The organism is Rahnella sp. CJA17(1/100), from assembly GCF_963881615.1.
Classification (GTDB): domain Bacteria; phylum Pseudomonadota; class Gammaproteobacteria; order Enterobacterales; family Enterobacteriaceae; genus Rahnella; species Rahnella aceris.
Map to the genome: position 1 here is coordinate 11,571 of NZ_CAWOJA010000024.1, position 19,373 is coordinate 30,943.

The 19,373-nt window shown below is 46.0% G+C and carries 14 protein-coding genes, 3 pseudogenes and 1 riboswitch; of the genes and pseudogenes, 6 read left to right on the plus strand and 11 right to left on the minus strand.

The features are described from left to right. Positions 1-431: 431 nt before the first annotated feature. The 5 genes and pseudogenes from eno to AACU55_RS14075 form a co-directional block, all read right to left on the minus strand. Positions 432-1,712: a phosphopyruvate hydratase gene (gene eno / locus AACU55_RS14055; RefSeq protein ID WP_134707084.1), complete on the minus strand. Its 1,281-nt coding sequence runs from the start codon at positions 1,710-1,712 to the stop codon at positions 432-434. A 14-nt stretch (positions 1,713-1,726) separates the two neighbouring features. Next, complete coding sequence (locus AACU55_RS14060) at positions 1,727-2,155, minus strand: universal stress protein (protein WP_134707085.1); 429 nt, start codon at positions 2,153-2,155, stop codon at positions 1,727-1,729. 3 nt (positions 2,156-2,158) lie between these two features. Continuing rightward, positions 2,159-3,061, minus strand: coding sequence for a manganese-dependent inorganic pyrophosphatase (locus AACU55_RS14065; protein WP_134707086.1), 903 nt, complete (start codon positions 3,059-3,061; stop codon positions 2,159-2,161). A gap of 102 nt (positions 3,062-3,163) precedes the next feature. Next, positions 3,164-3,238, minus strand: a riboswitch (Fluoride riboswitch). 166 nt (positions 3,239-3,404) lie between these two features. Next, positions 3,405-3,820: pseudogene (locus AACU55_RS14070) on the minus strand (transposase); the annotation flags it as partial. Between the two features lie 107 nt (positions 3,821-3,927). Next, positions 3,928-5,262 carry an EAL domain-containing protein gene (locus AACU55_RS14075; RefSeq protein ID WP_134707087.1) on the minus strand — a complete coding sequence of 445 codons (1,335 nt, stop codon included), beginning with the start codon at positions 5,260-5,262 and terminating at the stop codon, positions 3,928-3,930. Positions 5,263-6,773: 1,511 nt separating this feature from the next. Here AACU55_RS14075 and AACU55_RS14080 point away from each other — a divergent pair. Further along, on the plus strand, positions 6,774-6,911 hold the full coding sequence (locus tag AACU55_RS14080) for a hypothetical protein (protein WP_167686179.1): 138 nt from the start codon (positions 6,774-6,776) through the stop codon (positions 6,909-6,911). Positions 6,912-7,347: 436 nt separating this feature from the next. Here AACU55_RS14080 and AACU55_RS14085 read toward each other — a convergent pair whose 3' ends face one another. Beyond that, a complete protein-coding gene (locus tag AACU55_RS14085; RefSeq protein WP_134707089.1) occupies positions 7,348-8,154 on the minus strand; it encodes a hypothetical protein in 807 nt (268 codons plus the stop codon). A 431-nt stretch (positions 8,155-8,585) separates the two neighbouring features. Here AACU55_RS14085 and AACU55_RS14090 point away from each other — a divergent pair. Then, positions 8,586-9,760, plus strand: a protein-coding gene (locus tag AACU55_RS14090) for an IS3 family transposase (RefSeq protein WP_101377519.1) whose coding sequence is annotated in 2 segments (ribosomal slippage) — positions 8,586-8,844 and positions 8,844-9,760 — 1,176 coding nt in all. Because the reading frame shifts where the segments join, the coding sequence is not laid out codon by codon here. Positions 9,761-10,000: 240 nt separating this feature from the next. Here the strand turns inward: AACU55_RS14090 and AACU55_RS14095 are convergent. The 5 genes from AACU55_RS14095 to AACU55_RS14115 all read right to left on the minus strand — a co-directional run bounded on the left by AACU55_RS14095 (position 10,001) and on the right by AACU55_RS14115 (position 14,869). Then, the gene (locus AACU55_RS14095; RefSeq protein ID WP_134707090.1) at positions 10,001-11,035 is read right to left on the minus strand and encodes an IS110 family transposase; all 1,035 of its coding nucleotides are present in this window, start codon (positions 11,033-11,035) and stop codon (positions 10,001-10,003) included. A gap of 305 nt (positions 11,036-11,340) precedes the next feature. Further along, on the minus strand, positions 11,341-11,652 hold the full coding sequence (locus tag AACU55_RS14100) for a helix-turn-helix domain-containing protein (protein WP_339382259.1): 312 nt from the start codon (positions 11,650-11,652) through the stop codon (positions 11,341-11,343). 112 nt (positions 11,653-11,764) lie between these two features. Beyond that, positions 11,765-12,628: an efflux RND transporter periplasmic adaptor subunit gene (locus tag AACU55_RS14105; protein WP_134707091.1), complete on the minus strand. Its 864-nt coding sequence runs from the start codon at positions 12,626-12,628 to the stop codon at positions 11,765-11,767. Continuing rightward, positions 12,625-12,840: a DUF1656 domain-containing protein gene (locus tag AACU55_RS14110; RefSeq protein WP_117119710.1), complete on the minus strand. Its 216-nt coding sequence runs from the start codon at positions 12,838-12,840 to the stop codon at positions 12,625-12,627. Before AACU55_RS14110 ends, AACU55_RS14105 begins: the two co-directional genes overlap by 4 nt. Further along, positions 12,830-14,869 carry an FUSC family protein gene (locus tag AACU55_RS14115; RefSeq protein ID WP_134707092.1) on the minus strand — a complete coding sequence of 680 codons (2,040 nt, stop codon included), beginning with the start codon at positions 14,867-14,869 and terminating at the stop codon, positions 12,830-12,832. Before AACU55_RS14115 ends, AACU55_RS14110 begins: the two co-directional genes overlap by 11 nt. A 76-nt stretch (positions 14,870-14,945) precedes the next feature. Between AACU55_RS14115 and AACU55_RS14120 the strand changes: the two genes are divergently transcribed. The 4 genes and pseudogenes from AACU55_RS14120 (at position 14,946) to mobC (ending at position 19,345) form a co-directional block, all read left to right on the plus strand. Beyond that, a complete protein-coding gene (locus tag AACU55_RS14120) occupies positions 14,946-15,752 on the plus strand; it encodes an AraC family transcriptional regulator (RefSeq protein ID WP_134707093.1) in 807 nt (268 codons plus the stop codon). A gap of 136 nt (positions 15,753-15,888) precedes the next feature. Beyond that, a pseudogene (locus AACU55_RS14125) lies at positions 15,889-16,179 on the plus strand (conjugal transfer protein). Positions 16,180-16,714: 535 nt separating this feature from the next. Beyond that, positions 16,715-18,588, plus strand: a pseudogene (locus AACU55_RS14130) (type IV secretory system conjugative DNA transfer family protein). Positions 18,589-18,598: 10 nt separating this feature from the next. Then, complete coding sequence (gene mobC, locus AACU55_RS14135) at positions 18,599-19,345, plus strand: MobC family replication-relaxation protein (protein ID WP_134707094.1); 747 nt, start codon at positions 18,599-18,601, stop codon at positions 19,343-19,345. The last annotated feature ends 28 nt before the right edge of the window (positions 19,346-19,373 follow it).

The window sequence follows — 19,373 nt, forward strand, 5'->3', positions numbered from 1 at the left end:
CAGTGAACCTCTCATGCAGTCCCTCAATTGACCTGCTCCCCATTAATTAACACCAACTGATGTTAGCAACGTCAGTGGTGGCACAGAACAATGTGTACAGCTCTGTGTCTGCTATGAGCGAAAAGTGGAATTTATTGCTATAGCCTCATAATGTCGATAATAGTATTCAGTATCGGATGATATAATGCATCTTGGCTGCTATCTATTGGACAATAGCAGCCTTGATATCTGCTGCGCAGAGGCTCCTGCCACAAGTGCAATAATCAAGACTCCCACAGTGGGTAATGCCCTGCCGGTGAAAAAGTATCCCAGGAATAAAACAGCGTAAGTAGCGACAATGCCGGTCAGCATAGAAATAATAAAAACGTGAGCTTTCATTACATATCCTTAGTAACCCCGGCGTGCCCGTCGAGGTTACTCACACATTGAGGTTATTTAAAGGCTGACTTTCCTGCGAACTGTGCCGACGCGCCAAGCTCATCCTCAATTCGCATGAGCTGGTTGTATTTTTCGATACGCTCGCCCCGGCACGGCGCCCCTGTTTTCAAATGGCCAGCACGCATGGCTACTGTCATATCGGCGATAAAACTGTCCACCGTCTCACCGCTGCGGTGTGAGATAAAGGCACCCCAGTTGTTGTCATGACAAAGCTGAACCGCGTCAAAAGTTTCACTCAGGGAACCAATCTGGTTGAGTTTAATCAATGCCGCGTTGGCAAGATTTTCATCTATCCCGCGCTGGATATATTTCACGTTGGTCACAAACAGGTCATCACCGACCAGTTCAACCTGATCTCCTAATACATCGTGCAGAATTTTCCATCCATCCCAGTCGTCCTCAGCAAGACCGTCTTCAATCAGGGCAATCGGGAAGTTTTTCACCAGCGTTTGATAGTAGCTTGTCATTTCCTGTGAGGTCAGCTCGGCATTTTCTGTGCGCAGATGATATTTACCATCACTGTAGAACTCGCTAGAGGCGGGATCCATGCAGATCACAATGTCTTCACCAGGGCGGTAACCAGCTTTCTCAATGGCCAAAACAATCAGCTCCAGAGGCTCGTGATTTGAAGAAACAGCCGGGGCAAAACCTCCTTCATCCCCCACGCCGGCAGATAATCCCTTCTCAAGAAGAACCTGGCGAAGTGCCTGATACACTTCACTCCCCCAACGCACGGCCTCCCTGAACGTCGGTGCACCGCAAGGGGCAATCATGTATTCCTGAAAGTCAGCCCCTTGTCCGCGGGCATGGACACCCCCATTGATTATATTCATACAGGGCACCGGCAATAGATTTGCCCCAATTCCGCCCAGGTAACGGTACAAAGGCGTATGCGATAGCTGAGCCGCGAGCCTCGATACGGCAAGCGACACGCCCAGAATAGCATTTGCCCCCAGACGCGCTTTATTTTCAGTCCCATCGAGGGCGATCATGATGTCGTCGATGCCGCGCTGGTCGCGGACATCATGCCCTTTAAGTTCATCAAAAATTTCAGTGTTGACGCTTTCGATTGCGTGGAGAACGCCTTTCCCACCAAAGCGCGCTTTATCACCGTCGCGGCGTTCAATGGCCTCGCGAGAACCGGTACTGGCTCCTGATGGGACTGATGCTCTTGCAGTAGAGCCACATTGGGTTGTGACATCGACCTCTATAGTTGGGTTACCCCGTGAATCCAGAATTTCGCGTGCAACAATTTTGTCAATAATAAAGCTCATATAAACCTCGAAAGTCAGTGAGTAGTAATATGCTTAATTAACACATCGACGGTCAGGTGGTTGATGAATTCAATGGAATGGGAGGAGAACATCCCGAACAGCCTGTTTTTATGTCCCATAATCACCAAATCTACATCGGAATCTTTGACGCAGGCCTCGACATCCTTAAAGCGACTGATGGTTACGATTTCTTTCACATCCACGGGAAAGCTCGCCGCTTCAACCAGCCGGCTAAGCATGGCCTTGGCCGCAATAATTTCAGCCGACTGGCGATCCTTGGTTAATGAGTCAGATGCAATGTCTAACTCCCGATAATCTGAAGTGAGGTGTCCAAGGGTGATGGCCGTCCCTTGTTCGTGGAACCCCTTTGCAACCTCCTGCAGCAGGAGTTGGCCGTCTGTTTCATCGCTGAGCAATATCAGAGCATGTTTATAGATTGGCATAAATTACCTCGACGAGGTTGAGAGCGCGGCCGTCAGCCACGGGAGTATGTCCTTTTTCCTACTTATAACGCCGGGAAGAGAAAGGCATGTGAGATCGAGCGCATTATTTTCTGAGAAATATAACGTTGCGTTTTTCTGAAAAATATCCGTGACAGCCAACATAGCCATGTCCAAATTGCCGAGCTGACACTCTTTTGTTAACGCCACAAGCAGATCAGGGAGCGCGGTGTCAATTGCCGACATGCATGCTACTTCGATTTGTGAAAGTAGCACCGACTGGCCGTTAATCTGATAGCGCTTGGCGTCTTTCATTAGAAGTTGATCGGGTGTCAGCCCCGCGATGTCTGTTTTAGCGATCAGAAGCTGTTTCACAAAGGCGTCATAATTCAGTTGGCTTATGCAGGATAACGCCTGCACGGCAGCCCTGTCGTGAGCGGTCGTGGTGGGGGATGTGAGCGCCACGGTGTCACTCAATATCGCACCCAACAGCAGTGTGGCCTGCGATGAGGAAATGGGCTGATGATATTCAAGAGTCAGGATTTGCCAGAGCACCGTGGCACAGCTGCCGACAGCGCGTATCCAAACATCCGGAGGGTTTTGTGTGATGACCGTACCTAACCGATGATGGTCTATGATGCCCAAAATGTTACTGAAAGCTAAAGAGGGAGGACCCTGCTCCAAATCCGTAAAGTCGACCAGCCAGACTTGTTTTCCACTTAGGTCTTCTTTGAGTAGGTGAGGGGCTTCCACGTTGGCCTGTTGCAGAATAAACGCCGTTTCAGGAGTAATCTCGCCAAGCCTGAAGGGGGTAGCGTGCTTTCCGAGGTGTTGAAGCCAGTCTGCTGTAACGAGTGCGCTGCAGATGCTGTCGCTATCAGGATTGAGGTGACCAAAAACGCGGATCATAGCGTTATGCTCTGACGGGGGAGAAGATCGGTAACAGACGAGTAAAGATAGAATTTTTTCATAAGAGTACCTGACATACCTGCCTAAGGGAAAAAGCAAAAATGTATATCAGGCGTCATTATCCGAACTGGACAGTTCGGCGGTTGGGAAAGGTGGAACACCATCACCTTGCTGAAGAATATAGGTGAAAATCCACGACCGTGCAATATGCATTCTATAAAGCATTAAGAAGAGTGAAAGCCTTCTCATTGTTTTCGTGCTAACCATAACGAAGAATCAACGTCCGCTTCACGCCCTGAGTCATTCGACAAGCTTTTTACGGCCTCAATAAGAGCGATTTTCGCTATTCTAGTGCCAGCAAATATTTTGCTTCGTCATAACGGGTTATGGTCTTCCAGCAGTGGTAAATGATCCTTATCCATTTGAATGCCAGAGCCCGGAGCGCGGATTGATGAGATTCTCCTTTTCTCGCTGCTCCTGATAATTCAGTTTGACCCATTATGATGAGTTTACCGTGCTCGCTGTCCATTCCACAAACGTCTGTCGGATGAACTTCGCACATTGCCAACGACAGTGTACCCAGGATTTTTAACCACTTCGTTCGGTTACTGGTGCAATGCCAACATAGTTTTGAATTTCTTCCTCACTATTGAGGCTATCGCGGTTATCACCCAATATTGCAAGCATTCGCGGGCCTATACACGGCCCCATGTCTGGCAGTGATTTGAACAGTTCAGCATCCGGAAGATTATCGAATAACGATTCGGTGAAAGGAGGGGATCAGCATAAATATGGCGGTAGAGTAATGAGTGAAATGTTCTGAAAAATTTATTACTTAGCTTATGAAAAGAAAATATTGATGATATTCAACTACAGGGAAGTATTTCAGAATTAACTACTAATTGAGTATATTCCTTTCTACTAAGAGGGGGGGAGAACAAGAATCCCTGAAAAATAGTACAACCATACTCTTTCATTATGGTAAATTGCATTTCTGTTTCAATACCCTCAGCCACAACTTCCAACTCTAGTTCACAACCCATTCGTGCAATATTTTTTGCAATAACAGCCCCCTTTTCACTTTCAGTTACATTAGTGATGAAACTGCGATCAATCTTTATTTGTTTTAAGGGAAGTCCGCGTAATGTACTTAAAGAAGAATACCCCGTCCCAAAATCGTCGAGCGAAAATAGGAATCCGACAGAAGCCAATTCATTCATCTTCTCAGCGACGATTTCAGGTTCAGAGACAAAAACGTTTTCCGTTAACTCCAGATGTACCTGATTGCAGGGAATATTGTATGCGCGAACTCTATCAAGGAGTTTACGCACGAAATCAGGCTGCATAAGATGATCGACCGTAATATTGATGGAAACCGACAAATGTCGAGTTACATCTATTTTCTGCCATTGCAGCAAACATTTAAAAGTTTGCGATATAACCCATTCACCAATCATGGGCATCAGCCCGGCACTTTGAGCATCAATAAGAAAGGCTGATGGAGATAATAATCCTTGGGAAGGGTGTTTCCAGCGAATCAATGCTTCAGCACCTATAATCCGACCACTTGAATTTACCATGGGCTGATATAAAAGGATGAACTGCTCATTGTAAAGCGCATCCTGAATAGATTTAGCCATCATTTTTTTTCTGGTAAAATCGATATGCATCGCTGCTATGCCGCCAAATAATAGTAGTGTGGACAATATCGGATTCAGCCATACACTGAGAATCTGAAAACTACGGTGGCTTGGATTATCTATCGTAAATCTATTCACAGTACTGCAGTAAACAACGAAGGATAGGAGGCTTAATATAATGATAATTAATTGCAAACGAGATTTTTTTTGCTGATAATTCATGTAACCCACAAGGGCAATAACAGGAAGGTAAAGATGTGTTGTGCGTTGGACAGAAACGTCAGGCACGTCATATTTATAGCAAAATATCACTACAAATATTAGACAAACCGTTTGAGCAAGCATTAATCCATTTGAAAAATTCCCATTTACAGCAAGACACCAACAAGGAAGGATTGCCACCGCAAGGATAAGTAGTGAAATGACAAGTTCCCAATCTCTGAGAAAGATGAAAGATGCAAGCCAGCTCAGGCATACTACAGCTCCAGTATAAGCGGCCATGCGACACAGGTAAGCAAGCTGTGCAGTAGAGGGAGCTATGATTGAGGGGACGCGATTCATTCTTCTAATACACCTTAAATGTTTAAAATAAAGCTATTCCGATAATCTGCTATTCAATAAAAAATTCCACAAATTTCATAAAAAACTTCCATATAGTTTCTGAAGATGCTTAGTAAATCACAATTGTAAGAACATTAATCTGTTCTCTCTTACATAACCCCTGCTTATGAACATTCTCAATCAATAAGAATGTCCACTTCGCTGACATTCTTATGCTCTGAGTTACGTCTGCTTCTAGCATTGAGTCGTCTATCAGACCTGATTATCCTGTAAATGATTCTCTATAGCTGCCATAGCTGTCACTTCTGGAATAGTATGCTCCATTCTTTTTTCTAATCGCTATATTCCAAGATACTCGACGATCCCTATGTTCAGCTTATATTAGTTTGAAACCGCTCCCGCGTGACGATTTAGACATCTCGAACCTCGACGCGCGCAATGTTAACCGCCAGCCCGCCTTTTGCTTGGTTCACATTTTCAATGCATGTCTCAAAACGCTGAAAAACATAGCAGCAAAAGCAGGAAGGTGCTTTTCAAGCCTTACATCATCATGCGTGTACTACACACAGCACTCATCCATAAAATCATAGGTAGAATTCAGTTCTTTCAAATTTCTTGTAAGTTTGGAATGCCTCCAAACACCATCTGGATTTACGATTTCAGCGATTATCCTATTCAAAACGAACACCATGCTAGGATATGGTATTAGGTTGAAAAAGTGATAAATATGAGGTGACAAAGTGATAAGAACTGTCACCTCAATATTTTATAAGGAAAATATTTCTAACTAAGTTAGATGGACTTTCTTCTCCAAATATAGTTTCCTTTGTTTTTTATTTTGAAAAAAAACCATGGTAAAACCCAAGAAAGTAATACTAAGGGCACAGCTAAAATTATAGACAAATAGACTAAATTAGAATTTTGATAGAAAAATAATGCTAACAGACCTGAAATAAAAATTAGAACGATTCGTAAATATAAAATTAACTTCCTCGTAGGTCTATCAATATAGGCGGTAATTAACTCAGCACCACAATAGGAGCATGTGGTACTATTTTCCTTTAAAATACAATTACAGAATCCACATGTAGAATTATCATCAACATGATTACTTTTCACTTAAGCCTCTCACTCTTTTTTCGCTGTGTGTAATTTTTTTTCTAAATTATCAATGTACTTTAAACTACCTATAATTATTTTTGAGAGTACTTTACATAATTAGTTTTTAAAATTGCAAGAGATTTTTTCAATTTATTATGTGGTATGTAAATTTTTTTTAATTTTTCACTGCAATGATTTACTCTAAGATTTATCTTATTATAATAAATTTACATTCTACCCTTGTGCCAGAAACAGAGTTAGATTTTACAACTGAATTACCACTAAGATCTTTCCTATCAGTAAGGCCGCAGCGTTTTCTTAAATTAAAACATGATTGGATGTTTTATCCTGTAACAGGAGCAAAAACCTGGTGTGTTGTAAGAGGGAAGTAAAGCTACCTTGAATGCATTATGAAAGCCCTGCCCTGCCATCGCAAGGGCAAGGGCAAGGGCAAGGGCAAGGGCAAGGGCAAGGGCAAGGGCAAGGGCAAGGGCAAGGGCAAGGGCAAGGGCAAGGGCAACGACTTTGTGAGCATTTCTGAGTCTTAACATCAGGTACAGAATGCCTGGAGCGCATAACTTTGAGCTCTTTCTCGTAAAAGGTGGTTCACTCCTACAAGGTGAAATAAATACTGAGAAGTATGGAATACTAATGCTACCGAAAGCATCATGATAGTAAAATGTGAGCTTCATCGACTAACGTAAAGCTGTATCAATGATGGATGAGTTGGTTTCCATTCCAGATGAGAATTTGATTGATGTAAACCGCCAGAATGTTGATAGCTTAAAAGGCTCTCATTGCCGAGGAATACGGAAATATGTATTAGAGCCTTTTGGTTAACCCATACAGTAAAAATATAAAATAGTTGCTATCTATGAATTTTTAGCATATCTGGTTGGTGCTTTATAACCCCCTGTCACGAAATTTACAATAACACGGTACTCTTCACTAACATCAAGAACCAATCAAATTTTTTATCATTGATTATGCATACTCAATGTTATTTTCATTTTGCTTTAATAATTCTCTTGCTCTATCCTTGGTTGATTGAGGGATTAATTTATTTGTAGAGTTAACTATTATTTCTAGTGCTTTATTTTCATTTTTTTCATCAAATATTAATTTCATTTTCTTTACTTTTGTATAAGCTGTCATTGCCTTCCAGTCCAAATTGTTAGAAAGCATTACATTAACAATTAATTCTGTTTTAATATGTTTCTTTAAATATTCATAATAGTTAACAAATGTACGTTTTCCTACTATTTTAAGATCGCTTTCGATTTTTTTAATTATCCTATCTTCATTAAAAAAAGTAGATTCAGTTTGCTCGCACAATATGTGGCTGACATCCAATATGTTAGGGTTTTTAGTTAATAAATTGTTTATTCTGAGTGCATATCCGTTTAGCTTCCTACTGAATAAATTAGTTTCTAGTATAATTTCTTTTGGAATTATTAAGGCTAGATTTACGTTAAAATCGAATGTGTAAATTACAACGAGTAATTCGTCAAAAAATTTTAATTCATGATCGCTGATAACACCAATCAAACTTGATTGGTTATTAATGCTATTTCGGAATGAGATAATTCTAACCTTTCGACCATTACTTGCTTGAGCATCATATCCTTTTGTGTGTGTTAATTCCATACCCATTCGATTAGTAGCTAACCATATAGTGTAATCACTAACGAAATTCCCTTTCCTTCTTATAATGGCTCTGCGTTCCAGTTCACTTATGGAATACTGATACATCTGCATCAATTCGAGAGCGCTATGATTATTTTGATTCATTGTGTGTCACCTAAAGATAGTGGTTTTCAAGGTTTTTACAAAACATTAACACCACCCTGATGCCAAAAAAAATAAGATGTAAGTAAGTCAAAATGAAGTAGAACTCATTATAGCTGTTAAGTTTTATTAACAATTCGATAAAAATTAAATTCTTCCATTTAAATCTCAATATTATTTAGCATATCTCTTAAAATTCTACAACTGATCTCCTTCCTGAAAACAGTGCCAGTCTAAACTGAAGTATCCGGTCTTTCTTTCATCTCACTGAGAGGCATATCAACCATGAAAAAGACCCGTTATACCGAAGAACAGATAGCCTTTGCCCTTAAACAGGCCGAAACCGGCACTCGGGTGGAGGTGTAGTGGCACACTGAATTTGGCCACCTGAATAGAGGTGATATCATCACCTCACAGTAAAAACAGGTGACATTATGACCGGACGTAACAGACGCAATTTTAGCCCCGAGTTTCGCCTCGAAGCTGCCCAGCTTGTACTCGATCAGCATTACACCGTTGCCGCCGCTGCTACGGCAATGAACGTCGGCAAATCCACAATGGACAAATGGGTTCGACAACTGAAAGAAGAGCGAGCGGGAAAATCACCCACTGCTTCACCCATGACACCTGAGCAGATTGAAATACGCGAGCTAAAGAAAAGACTTCAACGCGTTGAAATGGAAAGGGATATATTAAAAAAGGCTACCGCGCTCTTGATGTCAGACTCCCTGAACAATTCTCATTAGTTGAGAAACTCAGGGCGCGGTTTCCTGTTGCCGTTGTGTGCAACGTGTTTGGGGTTCATCGCAGCAGTTATAAATACTGGCGGCAGCCCAGGAAGCCTGACGCCACGAGAGTGGCATTACTGAGCCTTGTGCGTGAAGTTTATCGCGAAAGTAACGGCTCAGCAGGAGCGCGAAGCATTGCCGCGATGGTCACCACCAAAGGTATAAAACTGAGCCGCTGGCGGGCAACAAAGCTAATGAAAGCGCTCAATATTATCAGCTGTCAGCAACCTGGCCATCGTTATAAGAAGGCGTCTAAGGAACACATTGAGATCCCTAATTATCTGGATCGCCAGTTTGCTGTTACCGAGCCTAATCAGGCCTGGTGCGGTGATGTGACTTATATCTGGACGGGAAAACGCTGGGCTTATCTGGCTGTAGTACTCGATTTGTTTTCCCGTAAACCGGTTGGCTGGGCGATGTCATTTTTCCCTGATTCAGCACTGACAGGTAAAGCCCTGTCGATGGCCTGGGAAGCACGGGGAAAACCGGCTAATTTACTGTATCACTCGGATCAAGGCAGTCACTATACCAGCAGGAATTTCAGGCAGTTACTGTGGAGATATCAGATAAAGCAAAGTCTGAGTCGCCGGGGAAATTGCTGGGATAACAGCCCAATGGAACGGTTCTTCAGAAGTCTGAAAACAGAGTGGGTACCGGATAATGGCTACGCTAATTTTAGCCAAGCCAGCACGGCAATAACGAATTACATCACAGGATATTACAGCCAGCTCAGACCTCATCAATATAATGGTGGTTTGACGCCGAATGAATCAGAAAGATTGTTTTGGAAAAACTCTAAAGCCGTGGCCAGTTTTTGTTGACCATATATGGACGCCCCGGGTGTTACAAGTACTGGTTCGATACGGTTTGCGACCATATATCCGGCGTCGTTAGTGGGTTAATTTACCCGCGCCATGATGTCATCCGAGCCCTGTTTCCTTATCACTACACCGGTATATGATTACCCAGGTCAACTTCAGGCTGTTACAGGGACGGTAGCCGTTTTCTCATCAGTGCCTGCAAACTCAGTTAAATAAGTTTCTGTAAATTGCTGTTTTTAGCTAATTCATCGCAACGGCCTTCTGCATATTAAAATCAACCCCATCTGTCAGCACACGCCAGATAATTCTCGTCAGTTTATTCGCCAGTGCAACCGTGGTTTTCAGGAACCCCCGACGAGCTTCAAGCCTTTGCAGCCAAAGGCCCAGACTGTCATCGCGCTTTTTCATACAGCGCATTACAGACCGTGCTCCATGGATGATTAATGTTCTGAGACTACGATTGCCATTTTTTGTCACGGAGGATAATCGTTGCTTGCCTCCCGAACTGTGCTGCCGGGGAACCAGGCCACACCAGGCGGATAACTCTCTGCCGTTGGAAAATTGCCCTGCATCCACTTCACTGATAAACGCTGCCGCGATGAGCGGGCCGACTCCCGGAATAGTTAACAACTGGCGATAGGCAGCTTGTTGTGAAGACAATGCAGCAATTTCCTTATCCAGTCCGGTGACGCGTTCATTCAGCGCCTGCATGTCTTCCCGCAATGTAGAAAGTAAACGGCGGACAGTGAACGTTAACTCATTCGACGCGTCTTCCATCAGTTCAGGCAGGTTCTGCTGGAGGCACTGTATCCCGACAGGGATAATGAGACCATATTCAGCGAGCAGAGAACGAAGCTGGTTAGCCAGCGCCGTTCTTTGCTCAACCATGAGCTGACGGGTATTTCGCAGCGCTTTGATATCCTGCTGCTCAGCAGTTTTGACCGGAACAAAGTGGATGCCAGGGCGGAGTGCTGTTTCACAAATCGCCAGCGCATCATTAGCATCGTTTTTCTGGCTTCTGACAAAGGCTTTAACGTGCTGGGCAGGTATCAGTCTGACGTTGTATCCCATCGTTCTGAAGGTTCTGCCCCAGAAGTGCGAAGTAGAGCATGCCTCCATCGCGATAAGCGTTCCGGACTCGAAGTGTCGAACGCAATCCAGCAATTTTGAACGGGAGATCTTCTTGTTATATGCAATTGAACCATCAACCATCCAGACGCATACCTGAAAAACAGATTTGGCAATGTCGATACCAACAACTCTGATTGTGTTCATGTGATATCACTCCTGAATTAATTGCAGTCAATAGAGTATGGCACTGGCTACTTCAGGGAGGGGCGTCCATAACATCACTACAAAGCATACATTGCACAGGAAGACTTAGATTCATTTACAATGAAATAAATGAGTGATTTCATTTCGTTCAACAAATCTATAACTGAGGTAATAAGACCATGATTACCAGATGAACCCCGTCCATAATCCAGATAGTTACTAAAGATTTAAAAACTCATCCTTATGATACGAGTAATTACCTTACTCCCAAGAAGACTTGCTTTTAATATCTACGGCATTTTTTCTTACCGGTGTGGTGGGACATTATACCTTTTCCGAAATGCCCTGGTTAATGATTGCTGAGAGTCAAAGCTAAATCGCATCGCGATGTTTATCAAAGGTTCATTTGTTGTGATAACAGCCTCTAAAATAAGACATAATTTTTTCTCTCTGATAAAACCTCCTAGACTCTGTCCTGTTTCAGAAAAAAACAATCTCTGCAAATGCCATTTTGAATATCCGGACCTGATAGCCACATCATCAATTTTTAGTGGCATCTCTATATTTTTGTTTATCCAAATAATTAAGTCATTTACAAAATCCTTCCTGTTTTTCATAACCGAAACCTCAGAATTACTCTACCAGAAACACATTCTCATCAGGCATATAGATCAAGAGCTGACAATCCCTAAGTTCTGAATAAATCCTCAATATAGACCATACTTTTTATTATGGTGTGATGGATATACTCGCAGACAGTCCAGCCACCAATTCAACTCCCTCCGGCAATCTGTCAATATGAATCCGAACCGGGATACGCTGCGCGAGCCGCACCCAGCTAAAGGTTGGCTCGACATTAGGCAGGCCAAGCCCCCCGGTCTCGTCATTGTTATCATCTATTCCGCGTCCGATACTCTCAACATGACCCGTGATCACCGGCTTAAATCCCATCAACGTAATGTGTGCAGTATTTCCCGTGCGGATATGTTGCAACTTAGTCTCTTCAAAATAGCCAACAACCCAAAAACTATGGGCATCAATGATGGAAACTTTAGTTTCTCCCGCTGTGGCATAGTCACCAGGGCGAAGCCGCAAATGTGTGACATAGCCCGTAACCGGAGACCGAACAATAGCATGCGATAAGTTAAGCTCTGCAAGGTCCAGCGCAGCCAGTGCACCGTGGTAATTAGCCGCAGCGACGCTGGCTGCGCTGGCTGTTTGTTGTAAATCCTCGCTGGAAATCACCCCTTTAATCTGAGAGCGTCGCCTCGCCGCATCCTGGCGCATCAGCATTTCATGACGTTTCGCCTCAACATCGGCCTGGGCGCTGACCACTGCCAACCTCAACCAGTGCGGGTCAATGGAATAGAGCACATCGCCCCGATTAACCCACTGATTATCGCGGACGGCCACATTCAGAACCGGTCCAGAGACATCCGGCGCAATCTGGACCACATCCGCACGAACCCGACCATCGCGGGTCCAGGGGGTTTGCACATAATGTTTCCAGAGAATAAAAGCCAAAAGCGTAGCCACCGCCACAGCGCTGAGCGTCAGCAAGTAGCGGCCCAGTAGAGAAAGTAACGATTTCATTTAAAAAACCCCAGTTCGGTCAGTCCCTGCAACAACAGGTAAAAAGTAATAATAAAGATGGAAAAATCGATCATCGGGCGAAACGGCAAGCGACGGTAACCCTTGCTGAGCGAGAAAAGCTGCACGAGTAATAGCGTACAGGTCAGCGCGACGAGGGAAATAACCAGGAGACCGGGTACATAAACGCCCTCAATATTGAAATCATTGATCATCGGCAGGCTCCATTTCCTGAGTGCTTAATGCGCAGTACAGATCAACCAGTTGATCAACATAATGCCGCGATAGTTCATCTGCTACGGACAGGCTACGCTCAGTCAGGCTGACAATCCGTTGAAGTAAGGTGTCAATATCCGTCGAGTGTGTAAGACAATTGAGAACCTCTTTTATTTCTTTGTCTGCATGCGCATCCCATCGGCGTAATCGCATTACACACAGGCCTATACGCAGGGTGTGCAAAAGATGATTCAATGCCCGTTCTGATGACTGTCCGCTGCGCGGCAAACGCGGCAGTATCAACGCAGCCCGATCGATCATCAGGTTGATCCAGAGAGTTTCATCAGTATTCAACACACCTTTCACGCAGCGGTTAATATCGCGCTGACATAATTTAAGCAGGCGATTTATTGCCGCATCTGCCTGCACAGTCTGCAGAAAGCCCATGCTGAATACCGCAAAGCCAGTTGCAGAAAATAATGCGATAGAGGTATTCACCGCCATGGCAAAATCCCCGCTGTAACGAGCACCCAGCTCGCACAAAATAGGCAGCGTCAGTGTGATCCCCATCGCCATAAACGTGGTGGGCGGCCTTGCCTGGAGCGATCCGGCAAGCAGATATACCGGAGCTAGAACCACTACCAGCACGATAAAATCACTGACTTGCGGTAGGAGAACGAAGCTGTAGATCAGGCTTATCACAACCCCCCAGAGGGAACCAATGATGTATTTCACAATATGCGGGGCAGGCGTATCGAAGCTGCCAAACAGTGTGCAACAAACGCCAAGGATAGATACTGCCGTACCGCCATCAGGCCATGCCGAGAAAATCCACACCATGCAGCCGCTCAAAATGATGGTGAAAGCGCCCATTGCGGTGCGAGCAGCAGTAAGAGGATCGCGGTGGAATACATATCCTTTCACGGTATTCATTTCCGAGTGCGCAGGCATCTGATTCGCGTGATGAATGGCATCCGAAAGACGATAGCACTGCTGCACGAGGACAATGGCCTCTGTCAGGTAGCGCATAAAACTTACATGCAGTGCTTCTCCAAACGTCAACTCATGTACGACATAGCGCTGCAGTAATTTTTCACTGCGTTTTTTGAGCGCTTCCCCCTCGCTTTTAAATTTTCCTTCATCTTTGCAGGCCAGCCAGACCTCAACATCATCCATTAAAATTTGCACATCGAAAGGTATCGTCGCTATCAGCGCTAAACGGTCACGTAACTCACAGTTAACAATGACTAATCGCGCAAGCCTGTCATGAAGCCTTTTTCTCGCTTGCCGGACCGGTACAGAGAACGCAAAATCATAAGGGATATGATGGCTGATGCCCTGCAGGAACTGCAATGCCAGTGCCATATGCAGCGGCGAGGAAACAGGATCGGGTTTGCCTGTTAAAGTCTCTGCGATACGCTGTCGCGCCGCGAGCAGCGTCTGCGATAACTTACTGTTGAACTGGCCTGAGATGCGCGCGGGCAATACATAGCGATGAATAAGTGCCGCGCAGAAGATACCGATCATGATTTCCTGTACCCGAGTGATAGCGATGTCAAAAATCGCGCCAGGATCGGATACAGCAGGGAAGCCAATCAGACTCGCAGTGTAACCAGCAAGGACAAAACCATAGGCCCGGGGCGTGCGTTCCAGCAAGGACAAATAGAGGCAGAATGTAATCCAGCCTGTCAGTATCACGCTGCAAAATACGGGGGAATTCACGAACGTGGGTACAATTAATACCGTCATGCCCGCGCCGATTACCGTTCCCACCAGACGATACAAACTTCTGCTTAGCGACGCTCCGACGGAGGTTTGGGAAACAATATATACGGTGATAATTGCCCAGGAAGGCCGCTCCAGGCCAATTGATAATGCAATGTAGTATGCGAGCATCGCAGCGGCAAAACTCTTCGCGGAATAGAGCAGAGCGTTCGCATCATTCAGTAGTGAAGGAGAAGCCATACCGTGAAGACGATGGCATATCGTGTGTAAAAAATGAAAGTAACTCGCGTTAATTTTTTTCATGCCGGAAATTATTACCGGCTTGCATATCCACTTAAATACTCTATTCTGTCAAAAAATACCTAAATGTTGCCAATCTATGTTACCTCCACTCGCCAATACGCTGTTCGATCCGGATACCACCTCCTGCCCCGCCGTCGCGCGTCATTTGGATTTTGTCGATTACGCGGCCGAAGTGCCTGTGCATACGCACCGCAAAGGGCAATTGATTATTGCCCTCTATGGGGCGGTCATTTGTCGCGCCGAAAATGATATCTGGATCGTGCCGCCTGATTGTGCCGTCTGGATCCCTGGGGGAGTACCGCACAGCGCAAAAGCTACCTGGAATGCGCATCTCAACTATCTTTTTATCGAACCTGGAGCCGCCGCGCTGCCGGAGCGATGCTGCACTCTGGCCATTTCTGGTCTGATCAAAGAACTCGTTGCCCGTTTAACCCGCGAGGGTGTCGGATACCCACCAGAAAGCCATCTCGCCAGACTGACCAGAGTAACACTTGATGAATTAGCCACCATGCCTCAGCAGAAACTGAGCCTCCCTGTGTCGTCGCATCCTAAAATCCGCGCCATGGCCGATGCTCTGGTCAGTCAACCTGATGACCGAAGCACATTCAAAACATGGGCAAAAAGACTGGCGCTTAGCGAACGTTCTCTCGCGCGTTTAATGCTGCGCGAAACCGGGTTGACGTTCGGACGCTGGCGTCAGCAACTGCAACTGATAATTGCTCTCCGGGAACTGGCTAGCGGCGTTTCGGTTCAGAATGTTGCAGCTAATCTGGGGTATGAATCGGTTAATGCATTTATCACCATGTTCAAAAAAATAATGGGCAGTACACCCGCGCACTATTTTGCCGAACGGAAAACAAGCTCACACTTAACCGATATATAGCGACATCAGGTTATCCAAGAAACCAGAGGTGCGTCATAGAGCCGTACGCAGCATCCCGACGTATCCGTCTCCCTGTGCGGGGTACCACACCACAGAATCTTTACCGCATGGAACCTCCAGCCAGAACTATAAAGCAATATCCTCCGTATTATTGTTCTGCGTTATTGCGTCATGTTCAATAATTATACTGGCTGCTGATGCCTGGGAAGTGATGTTATGTATGTACGGTAATGCATCCGGAAATGGCGGCGGCAGTGAATATCACTCCGCTGAATGAGCATTCTTTAATATCGTAAAAAAGAACCGGCATGGTTTTCTGCCTGACCATACGGTTGATGCCAGAAAATCGTTCTTACTTGAATGTGATTCGGCAGACCAGGTAGCTATCAGCCAGGTTATTAATAAGTATGGCCGCGTCCGTGGTTAATACTGGCGGACCGGGAGCATGGGCGTGACGGTTTTCAGGTTTTTACGGCTTCTGTTTTTCGCGGATTAAGGAGCGAAAATATTTCAGGCCCCGCGCCTCACCTGCAAACAGCCCCGCACACCGTCGCGGCTAAGTCTCCGGCCCAAAGCCGGTAGCGTGGCACGACCACCCTCTTTAAAGGTCAGCTTCCCTTTTATTCCCGCTGCAAGGAACGAGCAAAGGGAAGAAAAAGGCGAAAGCGACCGTCTTAAAGGGGGTGGTCGTGCGTAGCGGGCGACGGTGTGCCGCCGTTGACGTTGGGGGTTTTGGCGCGGCGTCCAGCCGCGACATTACCCCCATGCGACATATCATAAGAGCGTCCAGCCCGCATGTACTGGCGCACGCCGTGTCGTGCAGGAAAGCATGCTTCCCTGCATGATGGCCGCACAGCGGCCACCTTACTCGTCCCTGACGTTCGCCCCATCAATTCGCACAACACGGTGGACCGAATTGATGGGGCGATGTCATGGGCCGAATTGCTGACGAAGGAGGCATCGTGATTTTGAATAAGCTGGCCGTTTCACTGTCGCCGATAGTGAATGGCGCGCTGAGCTACATGGCTTTTATGCAACAGCACCAGCTTATGCTGGCGCTGTTATCGGGGCTGACGATGCCGTTTTTCGCGTCGATGAAAAGCGATGAACGGCAAAAAGCCCCGTTGTGGCAAAAGCTGATTATCTCTTTTTCCCTGCTGTGTTTTCTTTCCGGTACCATGGCCCCGGTTGTTATCTGGATTTTCCAGTGGCTTTATAAAGGCCGTGTAGTCGACAGCGTTCCCGTTCTGGCATGGCCGGTGCTGATTGCCTTTACCGTAACGGGTTTTATTTTGCATATTCTGCTACGCAGGGTATTAACCCCTGAATTAGACAAAATAAAGAAACACCTCGTCAGAAAGACAACGCTTGAACAGGAATTGCGCACCGATGTCCGCACGGTAAAATCACTGCTGCCGGAAACGCTGCATTATGACCCGCTGGATTATATCGACCTGAACAAAGGGTTATTTATCGGCATGGACCGCGATGTTCAGCCGATGTATTTGCCGTTAAAAGACTGGCAAAAACAACACGCGGATATTATCGGCACCACCGGCGCCGGTAAGGGCGTTGCCACCGGGATATTACTTTATCAAAGTATTCTGGCCGGTGAAGGCGTATTTGTGATGGACCCCAAGGATGATGAATGGGCCCCCCACCTTTACCGCAAGGCCTGTGAGGATGCAGGCAAACCTTTTGCCTTAATTGACCTGCGAAAACCCCAATACCAGTTAAACCTGATTGAAGAGATCACCGCCGATGAACTGGAAGAGCTTTTTGTTGCCGGGTTCAGCCTGGCAGAAAAAGGTCAGGAGTCGGACTTTTACCGCATTGACGACCGGAAAGCGGCCCGGATAGCAGCGCAGTTTGTTAATCAACATACCACCGCAACCATTCGGGATGTTTATAACGGCGACTACGTTCAGGGTATTGCGGATAAGATAAAAACCTTTTTCGGGAAAATTGAAGAGCTGGCTTTACTCAATGCCATTAATGCCCCCACTGGATTTTCGCTTAATACGATATTTGATGAAGGGGGTTGCTGCTATGTGATTGGCTCAATGCGCAACAGCAAAATCATTACCGCGCAGCGCATGTTGCTGGTTCGCCTGTACCAGCTGGCAGAAAGGCGCGAGAGAGTGAAAGACGTCCCCCGCCCCATTGCTATTTATCTTTCTGAACTGAAATACCATTTATCCAGACTGGCGCTGGAAGGCTTAGGCGCGGCACGCGATAAAGGCGTGCATATTATTATGGACCATCAGTCGATTGCCGATTTAAAAGACTGCCCGGCAGATTTGAAAGGTGACGCTGTTGTCGGCGCTGTCGTTGAGAACGACAAACTCAAACTGGTTTATCGTGTCATGGACCCGGATACCGCTGAATGGGTGGCAAGGATGTCCGGCACCATATTAGTCGATGATGAGGTCCGCAAAGCGAAAACCGACGCCGTGCTGACAGAGACTATCGACAGTGAACGCACCATCAGGCAGGCCGAGCGTTTCTTTACCGACAGCAATATGATCCTGAACCTGCCCGATTTTGTCAGCTTCATCTTCACGACCAAAACACTCCCCTCTGCTTCTCTCATTTCGCCCATCCGGGTGAAAAAACGCGAATTGGAAATCTGTACCGTATCACCCGCGATTGCCGCCACCGCGGCAACGGTAAACATCACTCTTAATTTTGATGAGGAGGAAACATCCTCCGTATCCGTATCAACGCCGGATATCACCACAACGCGTCCCGATCTTTTTTTGATGAGGTGGGCGAAAAAGACACGACAACACCGAATACCAACAAAGAAGAAAACCCGTCATTGCTGGATTTTTAAAGGGGAAATGATGCTTATCACCGCATACAGCGAACGCCAGACGCGACATCGCGAAAAAATACAAAAACTGCTCAATTTTCTGAAGGAAGAAACGTACAGTGACTTTAAAACATTGATGCTGCTGTTCGGCTTCCGGGATCATAAATCGCTGTATTCCCTGCTTTCAAAAGTCGAGAAGATGGGATTAATACGCAAGCATGTCCTGGTATCGCGCACCATGAAAATTTCATTATGGGGCATAACCAGTGACGGACTGGCCGTAGTGTTAACTCCCGACGATGCGCTTTTCCCGGCGCGGTTTGAGCCGTCAAAAATCACCGGCTGGACGCAGGAGCATCACCTTGATAATCAGGCAGCACGGATCATCCTTGAGCAAAAAGGCGCATCCGGGTGGGTAAATGGCGATCGCACAACCTTCCTCAGCTGTTACCAGGTCAGCCACCGCCCGGACGGACTAATCACCCTACCCGGCGGCACCGTGATCGTCATTGAGACAGAGCGCCATCTTAAAATCAAAGCCCGTTATCGGTCGATCATCGCCAATCATTTGCTTGCCCGAACCCGTAAAGACTGGATTTACGTTTTTTATATTGTGCCGGATCCGCAGAAAAAGTGCGGCCTTGAACGGCTCTTTGACAGCATCAGGCACGTCATCGTTAACCATCAGCACATCCCGCTGGAAACCCGCCACCAGAATGTCTTTCGCATCTACACGCTCGACGAGTTGCAACGGCTCGATGTAGACCACGGCATATAGTTCTTCTCTATCACTTACAGTTCCAACC

Excerpts from the sequence above, each read along its gene's own strand:
- AACU55_RS14115 (WP_134707092.1), bottom strand. The coding sequence starts at position 14,869 with ATGAAAAAAATTAACGCGAGTTACTTTCATTTTTTACACACGATATGC.
- AACU55_RS14060 (WP_134707085.1), bottom strand. The coding sequence starts at position 2,155 with ATGCCAATCTATAAACATGCTCTGATATTGCTCAGCGATGAAACAGAC.
- AACU55_RS14080 (WP_167686179.1), top strand. The coding sequence starts at position 6,774 with ATGAAAGCCCTGCCCTGCCATCGCAAGGGCAAGGGCAAGGGCAAGGGC.
- eno (WP_134707084.1), bottom strand. The coding sequence starts at position 1,712 with ATGAGCTTTATTATTGACAAAATTGTTGCACGCGAAATTCTGGATTCA.
- AACU55_RS14110 (WP_117119710.1), bottom strand. The coding sequence starts at position 12,840 with ATGATCAATGATTTCAATATTGAGGGCGTTTATGTACCCGGTCTCCTG.
- AACU55_RS14065 (WP_134707086.1), bottom strand. The coding sequence starts at position 3,061 with ATGATCCGCGTTTTTGGTCACCTCAATCCTGATAGCGACAGCATCTGC.
- AACU55_RS14095 (WP_134707090.1), bottom strand. The coding sequence starts at position 11,035 with ATGAACACAATCAGAGTTGTTGGTATCGACATTGCCAAATCTGTTTTT.
- AACU55_RS14100 (WP_339382259.1), bottom strand. The coding sequence starts at position 11,652 with ATGAAAAACAGGAAGGATTTTGTAAATGACTTAATTATTTGGATAAAC.
- AACU55_RS14085 (WP_134707089.1), bottom strand. The coding sequence starts at position 8,154 with ATGAATCAAAATAATCATAGCGCTCTCGAATTGATGCAGATGTATCAG.
- AACU55_RS14075 (WP_134707087.1), bottom strand. The coding sequence starts at position 5,262 with ATGAATCGCGTCCCCTCAATCATAGCTCCCTCTACTGCACAGCTTGCT.
- AACU55_RS14105 (WP_134707091.1), bottom strand. The coding sequence starts at position 12,628 with ATGAAATCGTTACTTTCTCTACTGGGCCGCTACTTGCTGACGCTCAGC.
- mobC (WP_134707094.1), top strand. The coding sequence starts at position 18,599 with ATGCTTATCACCGCATACAGCGAACGCCAGACGCGACATCGCGAAAAA.
- AACU55_RS14120 (WP_134707093.1), top strand. The coding sequence starts at position 14,946 with ATGTTACCTCCACTCGCCAATACGCTGTTCGATCCGGATACCACCTCC.